Below are 7,298 nucleotides of genomic sequence, written 5' to 3'. Positions count from 1 at the left end.
AATGAACCACGAGTCCGTAAACGTCGCCCAAAAATTTACCCCTTGATGACGAAACCCCGGCATGAATTACGCAAGCAATTGCAAACTGCTTAAACCGCAAGGGTTTCGGCTTTTCTTAGTGCCATTCGCCCATGCCTTACGTGGTAAAAACCCAGATTCAGCTAGGCGGGAGCTTCAAGATCACATGGTTTATGAGCTTGAAACCAAGCCCAGTGGCAAGATTGACTTGGTAGGCCAGCTGTGGCAAGACTACAAAACCGCAGGTACACGCGATCGCTCTAGTGCTGGGTTAGTTGTGATTGCTGTTTGGGTGTTCGATATTGTCACCACCTTTGCAGCTCGTAACCCATTCGACTACACAGCCCCATTCATGATTTTGGGCTGCACCTTATTCAACATTGGGACAATGATGGCAGGTGAAATTGGGTTTGCCATCTGGCGCTTGACTAAAGATTAAAGTGAGTGCCGCTCAACAACTCTCTACATTGAGCGGCTTCTTAACTCAACGAGGCATTTGTTTTATGCAAAGCAATAATATCCCAAAAATTACAACTAAGGAAACGGAACACTTACGCGAAACATATCCGGCCTTATCCCATTTGGAGGCAGGAAATGTTTCTGAATGGCTGCAAGAGCGCAAGGATCAATTATTTGAAATGGCGCGGCAGTCTGAGAATGAAGCAGACATGACTCGTGTACTTGGTTTGCTGGCATCTGGGATAGGAGCGGTTTGTTATGCGGTGAACCCAATGGCAGTAGTTGGTGGTTTAATTGGTGGTGCTGCATGGCTATGGTTTGTAGTCGAACACTCCAACCGCACTAAAGAAATTGCACCAATACCATTTGTACGAGGCAACTTTATAGACGCGGTTGCCCGTGCTGGTGACTATGATTCTAGGAGCAATTATCAAGCGGATCATCTTGCTAATACCGTTAAATTCCTAGAGCGACACGAGGCTGAAGAGTACGCCTTTCTTCTAGCTGAATTTGAAAATATTGGGCAGTATTTAACGCAAGTTGAACCAGGAAAACGCTTTTATGCTTATCGTTGGATGTTTGGCTGGTTTGGCAAACTTAAGGGCCGTCAGCTACCTACTTATCAAAGTATGGCTCTCCATTTACAGGATGTGACGATTGACAGTCGGGTGAATCGGTCGGAGATAAGCGCCATCGCACAAGCTCAAATCCAGTTACCACCGACCGTAGATATTAAGCAATTTCAATCACCACAGATAGATATTCGCCACAGTCCCCAAGCTTCGGAACTTTCTAGACCTACAGAATTACAGCCATCAGCTAATGGGCTTTCACCAGACACTATAACTCATCTCCCTCTGGCGAATAGAGCCAACGTACTCATCGCGGCTTTAACGAAAAGTGGTTTTCAAGTCGAAGACATGATGAGTTCCCAAGTCATTGCGATCGCTGGCACTCAGCGAGGTGGTAAGGGAACCTTAGCAGCAATCTTGGCAACATTATCTCTAGCTTTAGATTCGGGATTAAATACCCAATACTTTACAGCCGGGGTGGACGTTTACCCCTTTAGTTGTAATCTAATTTCTGCCCTTAAGTACCCGGAAAAAGATGCGGATGGGGCAGATAAACTAGTCGCCCGTGACTTGCTTAAATTTCTTAAAGGGTTAGATGGCTGTGAACCTTACTCACACAAAAACTTACTGTTAGTCATTGATGAGGCGATGCGGTTGCTTTCATTGTTAGAGGAGAGCGATCGCACTTGGGCTATTCAATATCTGCTGAGTCGTTTCGCTAAGTGTGGCGGTACATTAATCATTGTGTTGCACGGCTCCAACTTAACTTCTGTGGTTGGCAAGGCGACAGCAGGATTAGCAGACACCTTTAAGCAATCAGTTAACTTTATTGGCTGTGTAGCTCAATCTGTCAGCGCTGGCGGATTGCGAAAAATTAATGTTGCCAGTGGGGAATATTTTAAGGCTAACCCTAATAACTTTGCTGAACCTGTTAGCGGTGGCAATCTCGGCATGATTCCTGACTGGTTAAAGATAGAGTTACACCCAGGAAATAGTCAGCCAGATCCAGCAAGAACATTACTCAAGTTCTTCCCGGAATTGGTGCAGCATCACCAGCCAGCAGTTATGCCCAGAGGGGAGAAAATTGCACCAGATGACGCAGTTAATCAGCTTGAGTCCATTTTCTCAAAGCCTACCCAAGAGGCTGAAATTGCAGAGCTAGAATTCGTCAGCATTTCTGAGGCGGATTTAGAGCAGATTTTAAACATTGTCACTTCAGCCGTGACAACACCAGTCAGCTTTGCTGCGATTAGAAATAGCCGGAAGTGGGGTGAAGATAAAAAGGCTGTTCGCTATTTAAGGTGTGCCATTGCACAACTTATAGAATCCAAGCAATTGAAGGGTAGTGAGAAGTTAGGGTTTACTGCTTTTTAATATTACTGCAATCTCAAAAACCTTTTAAGAAAGCACTTCGTTCAAAGATATCAAGACATCAAAACCCTGAAATCCTAGTAATGGATTTACATCTATGCACCCAATTGAGTTTAAGAAAAAGTGGCAGTTAACTTACGACGAGCTTGCACTTGTCTTGGGTTATGAAGGTGATTATACTGTCCGTTCTTGGAACATGAATGGAAGGCACAAACGCAACCCTCAAAAAGTTGTCTATGTCGCTTGTCGTCTTCTAGATGAGAAGTGGTCAACTCAAGGTAAACTTGTGGATTCTTATCTTTGATTATTTGTATTTTTGGGGCAAATATCACGTTAAGCCTGTTTGCCCCAATCACTATATATTGCCCTTCATCTTCGATTTCGGTCAGTCCCCAAACGCTTTTCTACCCGTTGTAGCTTGGCATTACTATAATCTGTACGCTGCAAAATTGCTCTCAAATAGATGTCGATATCGTTCGAGATATTTACCGGAATAAATTGATTGAATCCAAGGAAAATCAACAAAGTAAATAATGCAGAAAACAACCCCATCGTCCCATATTTACTTATGGGTTCAGCGCGATAAACCTCTTTCTCTATGGTGATGGGTTCGGGGGGAGGGCTGTTCTTCAACTCCTGAATAACCGTAGTCAAGTTCTTCGTGTGAATCAACAGTGAGTCCCAGTTCTGCTTCAACTGCAATACTTCGCTTTTTAGCCCTTTGAACTCTAAGCTCTCTAATGTCGCTGATGACTTGGGCATATTCTTTAACTGCGTCAGCAAGGGAGTTAATTCTTGTCTCAAATTCTCGTTGCTCTGCTCGTACTCGTTTGATGAGAGATTCTGATTCTTCAATTCGGTCGTCAGCATCTCGATTGTCACCATCGCTTTGCTGAGGAGTTGATTCTGAATTAAATTCGTTTGCGCCCATGCTTGTAACTCTGCCCTATCTCTTTCGCGTTCAGTTTTCTGTGATTGCTTAAAATTTTCAAACTCTCTATATAATCTTCCCAGTGCTATCTTCACCTCACCCAGTTCACTGCTCTCTACTAAATTGGCAGTTTCAGAGTGAGGATTGCTGTGATTGCCGTTGCCATTATTGTTGTTGCTCATTAGTTTTCTTTTGACCCCGACGAGAAGTAGACGCAGTAACTTTTGTCTGTTTTGATGTTGTAGCCTTCTCTAAAGCAGCTGGTATAACTGATGGTTGCTGCAACCCCAGATAAACCTCAGCCTTTTCAAGTTCTGGTTTCGCCTGATCCAAAAACCCACTCACTAGCAGGTAATCCCCAAAAGGAAAACCATTCTCTTCAGTCGCAGCCGAGTAAGGTAGACCTTTCTCTGTCAACGTGTCAAAGGTCGAGTAGTCTAGCTCTGGCATTTCTATTTCTATGCCTTTCAATTCCGAAATAGCTGCCGATGTTTTGCTATTCTCCCAGCGCTGAAAACCTGAACCTTTATCCCAACATAGATTTTTCACAATCACATAATCTGCTTGAGCGCCGCAGAAGTCAGCCATAGTTTTTAAGCTGGTTATCACCGAGTACCCAAGGTTAAGCACAGTCACCAGCGTTACTCGATAACCCAAATCACCTGCAATCTTGAATAGCCCAAACTTACTGATAATCTCCCTAGTTTTATTGCTTGATGCCCCCGGCATATCTACTATTATTGAGTCGGGTGATTCCGCTTTGATTTCCGTAAAGAAGCGTTTCGCCTCTGCCACCTCCAGGAAGTTCAGCAGCCTTACCCCTGAGCCAAAGTTTTGATAGTATTCGTACAGTTCTGGATTCTCTGTATCTGCATCATAAGCTAGATAATTAATGCTTTTATTGTGCATTACATCCAGCAGTAAGCGAGTAAAGGCAGTCTTACCTGTACCACCTTTGCCCCCCAGTATCATCACGATGCGTTTCATATTTCACTCCTATCGGTGATATTAAATTGGGCAGAAGTCTTAGGTGTTGTTTTTTTGCGTTTCGTAGTTTGAGATGGTGATGAGTCGGATGGTTCACTACTATTCTGTGATGAACTATCCGGCTTTACTGGTGGAATGTCATCATTAGTTGAGGTTGATGAATCAGTTAATTCTGGCTCGGAGTCAGAATTAACTGATTCATCAACCGCTTTATCTGATGATTCATTACTCGAACTATTCTCCGTTATTGTTGAAGCTTTTTTATGAAAACTCTTCAGACCACTGGCCGCTAGTTCTACCCCATGACCTTTAAACACATCAGAAACATCGTCATAGGAGTAGCCAGCGTCTAACATATCTTGAATAGGTTTAGCCAAACTGAGAACTAAATCTGACAGGCTGATAGTTTTAGGAGTCGCGGCTTTCTGTTTAAGACTGGTTTGAATATCTTCTATTTTTGATAAAGGGACAGCTTTCGGTTTGCGCGACATATTCAGCATTAGTAATAAATTATTCCATTGTAAAAAAGTCGTGGTCAGAAAAAGTTTAAGTTTCTTGTCGTGATGTGACAAATATCAACAAAAAAGGGTTTGTATCCTCGTGAGGTAGACTAGTCTAAAAAAGCAGTTACCCATGAATCAACATTCTTAGTATCAAAGGCTGTTGGCAGCATTGTTAAACAGACCCTGCCCTCGGTTACACCGAGGTAATTGCAGACAGCCACTCGTGGTTCGCCAAAGTCTCTTACTCCCCCAGCCTCCCGTTGTGCCCCCTGGTTCTGGTTTACCCTAGTCCTGTCGTGGGGGGTGAGGCAAGCAATACATCGTAACGCACTACGTGCTACTTTTACCTTCGGTAAAAGCGGTGTGGTTGCTTGTTGGGGGTGTCCCCCAAACCCCCTGTTATCCGGTCTATTAAAGGGGAAGATAAGCCAACAGGAGGTTCCGGGTTATCCGCCTACCTGCTCGGCGCAAAGCGCCGTAGCAGCTACAGCGAATAACCCGGTGAAAAATAAATATTTAAACAGCTAAACGCTTAACTAGTTATGCAGCCAGACCCACGTACCAATCTCAGTAATCAACTAGCTGACACATTAACCAATCGGTCAGTAGCACCAGATGAAAAGCGAGAAGTAACCATCACGTTTAGGGCTAGCTATGCTGAAAAAGCTAGGCTAGAGCAGCGTTGCAGTGGAGTGGTGCAAAGTGACTATATTAGAGCGAGATTATTTGACTACCCTTTACCACATCCTAAGTTAATCATTCCCGAAGTCAACCGACAGGCTATCTACGAGTTAAAGAAGATTGGTAACAACCTGAATCAGCAGACCAGAGCTATTAACGAAGCTGTAAAAATTGGTAGTCAACCGTTGACGGCGGAGGTGAAAGAATATCTGAGAACTATTGAAGAACTGACAGCCCTTTTAGAACAGATTCGCCAATCACTCACTCAAGCATCGGTAGAGGTTTAGCTAAATGATTACAAAAGTCAAAGCTAATAAATCATTTCGCGGTACTACTAAATATGTGCTTGAGAAAGAGAAAGCTAAAATTATTGGCGGGAATATGTACGGTTCTTCTACCAATGAACTGGTAGAACAGTTTACCTTATCAGCCCATCTTAACTCGCAGCTAAAAGACCCATGCTATCACTTAATGCTTAGTATACCGAAAAATGATAGAACGCTAAATGATGACGAATTAGCTAATCTGTCTCAACGTCACTTGGCATCGGTCATTGTGTTGTCGCGGCTTCAAGGTGATGAATCCCAAGTCAAACAGCCAGATAAAAGGATAGCTGACACCGAACTGAACCAGCTAGTTGATGAATTTATAGAATCAGAACTACCAGCTTATGACTTCTTTATAGCGCGGCACTCTGATAAAGAACACGACCACACTCACATCGTTGCATCTAGAGTCAATAACCTAGACGGGAAATCTATTCGTACTTGGAACAATTACGCCCACTCTGAACATTCAGCCCGACTACTAGAGCGAGAATTTCAGCTAACCCAAATCCCAAGTAGTTGGGAAAGTAAGCAAAAGGCTATGACTCGTAATCAACTTGAACGGGTCGAGCGCGATGGACTTCCAGGCGAAGAAATAATGCGACGGGCGATTGAGCAAGTGGCAGTAAATAAACCCACAATGCCCCAGCTAATTGAGCAGTTATGGAGAGAGTATCAAGTCAAAGCTGTCGTTAGTTATTACGGCCACGGTGGGGTAAGGGGCATCAAGTTTGGCATTGATATCGGCTCAGTTAATGAAGATGATAGCCCCCGTTTGCTCTGGAAACAGGGAGGTAATCTCAATAAATATAAGTGTTCTTTTACAAAGCTTCAAACAGAATTGGGGATAAATTATGACCCAAAACGGGATGATAGCGAAATTAAACGTTTAAATAATTTCTTAGAATCTATAGATAATAGCCAAGAAAATCAACAGCTAATATCAACCATATCACCTAAAAAAGCTCAAAATATACCCGAAATAAAACACCAGACAAACCCAGCTAAATCAGATGTGGAACAACGAGCCAGTTCAGAACTCATAAATACAATTGCTGACTTTATTGAACAGTCAATAGTCGAGTCAGCCTTGGTTGAAGCGTTCCCACAATTAACAGAACAACTGTCTCAGTATCATCAGCAGTTAGCTAATAATAAAACCACATTCGACGAGCTATCATCGGCGATTACTGATGTGGAGCAACGACTTGTATCACAAAAAGCAGTTTTATCAATTGCTAATTTTATTGAGCAGTCAGCAGTTGAGTTAACCTTAAGTCTGGAGTTTAGACTAAAAGCGATATGAGAGAACGCAAACCAAATGGAATTAGAGGTTAAAAATATTATCTTGTCAGCCTTAAAGCATCCGCGACCTTGAACAATTATTGTGTAGTATACTTGCCGAGAGAATAATACAATAATGATAATCATGAAAATGGTGGGAGAGAAA

At 43.0% G+C, this 7,298-nt stretch carries 8 protein-coding genes; 5 read left to right on the top strand and 3 right to left on the bottom strand.

All coding sequences use genetic code 11. From position 1 onward, the window contains the following. Positions 1 to 61: 61 nt before the first annotated feature. The 3 genes from CDG79_RS37695 to CDG79_RS37685 all read left to right on the top strand — a co-directional run bounded on the left by CDG79_RS37695 (position 62) and on the right by CDG79_RS37685 (position 2,724). Positions 62 to 457, top strand: a complete 396-nt coding sequence (locus CDG79_RS37695) for a hypothetical protein (RefSeq protein ID WP_189525269.1) — start codon at positions 62 to 64, stop codon at positions 455 to 457. A gap of 64 nt (positions 458 to 521) precedes the next feature. Then, positions 522 to 2,423 carry a hypothetical protein gene (locus CDG79_RS37690; RefSeq protein WP_094346641.1) on the top strand — a complete coding sequence of 634 codons (1,902 nt, stop codon included), beginning with the start codon at positions 522 to 524 and terminating at the stop codon, positions 2,421 to 2,423. A gap of 94 nt (positions 2,424 to 2,517) precedes the next feature. Further along, the gene (locus tag CDG79_RS37685; protein ID WP_094346640.1) at positions 2,518 to 2,724 is read left to right on the top strand and encodes a hypothetical protein; all 207 of its coding nucleotides are present in this window, start codon (positions 2,518 to 2,520) and stop codon (positions 2,722 to 2,724) included. Between the two features lie 65 nt (positions 2,725 to 2,789). Here the strand turns inward: CDG79_RS37685 and CDG79_RS37680 are convergent, their stop codons facing one another. From CDG79_RS37680 to CDG79_RS37670, 3 genes are read right to left on the bottom strand one after another with little or no spacing between them, the layout of a single operon-like run. Continuing rightward, positions 2,790 to 3,533, bottom strand: coding sequence for a hypothetical protein (locus CDG79_RS37680; protein ID WP_094346639.1), 744 nt, complete (start codon positions 3,531 to 3,533; stop codon positions 2,790 to 2,792). Continuing rightward, entirely contained in the window at positions 3,517 to 4,338 is an 822-nt protein-coding gene (locus CDG79_RS37675) for a hypothetical protein (protein ID WP_094346638.1), read from the bottom strand. The genes CDG79_RS37680 and CDG79_RS37675 overlap by 17 nt, the downstream gene beginning before the upstream one ends. After that, positions 4,335 to 4,829 carry a hypothetical protein gene (locus CDG79_RS37670; protein WP_094346637.1) on the bottom strand — a complete coding sequence of 165 codons (495 nt, stop codon included), beginning with the start codon at positions 4,827 to 4,829 and terminating at the stop codon, positions 4,335 to 4,337. Before CDG79_RS37670 ends, CDG79_RS37675 begins: the two co-directional genes overlap by 4 nt. Positions 4,830 to 5,383: 554 nt before the next feature. On the opposite strand from CDG79_RS37670, the gene CDG79_RS37665 reads away from it, so the two are divergent. Both CDG79_RS37665 and CDG79_RS37660 read left to right on the top strand, forming a co-directional pair. Next, entirely contained in the window at positions 5,384 to 5,809 is a 426-nt protein-coding gene (locus CDG79_RS37665; protein WP_094346636.1) for a plasmid mobilization protein, read from the top strand. Between the two features lie 4 nt (positions 5,810 to 5,813). After that, a complete protein-coding gene (locus CDG79_RS37660) occupies positions 5,814 to 7,154 on the top strand; it encodes a relaxase/mobilization nuclease domain-containing protein (RefSeq protein ID WP_223278587.1) in 1,341 nt (446 codons plus the stop codon). The last annotated feature ends 144 nt before the right edge of the window (positions 7,155 to 7,298 follow it).

Source organism: Nostoc sp. 'Peltigera membranacea cyanobiont' 232 (assembly GCF_002245985.1).
In the GTDB taxonomy this organism is placed as follows: domain Bacteria; phylum Cyanobacteriota; class Cyanobacteriia; order Cyanobacteriales; family Nostocaceae; genus Nostoc.
The sequence above is the reverse complement of the archived record's forward strand: the minus strand, read 5'-3'. Positions and strand labels throughout refer to the sequence as shown.

Excerpts from the sequence above, each read along its gene's own strand:
- CDG79_RS37675 (WP_094346638.1), bottom strand. The coding sequence starts at position 4,338 with ATGAAACGCATCGTGATGATACTGGGGGGCAAAGGTGGTACAGGTAAG.
- CDG79_RS37660 (WP_223278587.1), top strand. The coding sequence starts at position 5,814 with ATGATTACAAAAGTCAAAGCTAATAAATCATTTCGCGGTACTACTAAA.
- CDG79_RS37670 (WP_094346637.1), bottom strand. The coding sequence starts at position 4,829 with ATGTCGCGCAAACCGAAAGCTGTCCCTTTATCAAAAATAGAAGATATT.
- CDG79_RS37665 (WP_094346636.1), top strand. The coding sequence starts at position 5,384 with ATGCAGCCAGACCCACGTACCAATCTCAGTAATCAACTAGCTGACACA.
- CDG79_RS37685 (WP_094346640.1), top strand. The coding sequence starts at position 2,518 with ATGCACCCAATTGAGTTTAAGAAAAAGTGGCAGTTAACTTACGACGAG.
- CDG79_RS37690 (WP_094346641.1), top strand. The coding sequence starts at position 522 with ATGCAAAGCAATAATATCCCAAAAATTACAACTAAGGAAACGGAACAC.
- CDG79_RS37680 (WP_094346639.1), bottom strand. The coding sequence starts at position 3,533 with ATGAGCAACAACAATAATGGCAACGGCAATCACAGCAATCCTCACTCT.
- CDG79_RS37695 (WP_189525269.1), top strand. The coding sequence starts at position 62 with ATGAATTACGCAAGCAATTGCAAACTGCTTAAACCGCAAGGGTTTCGG.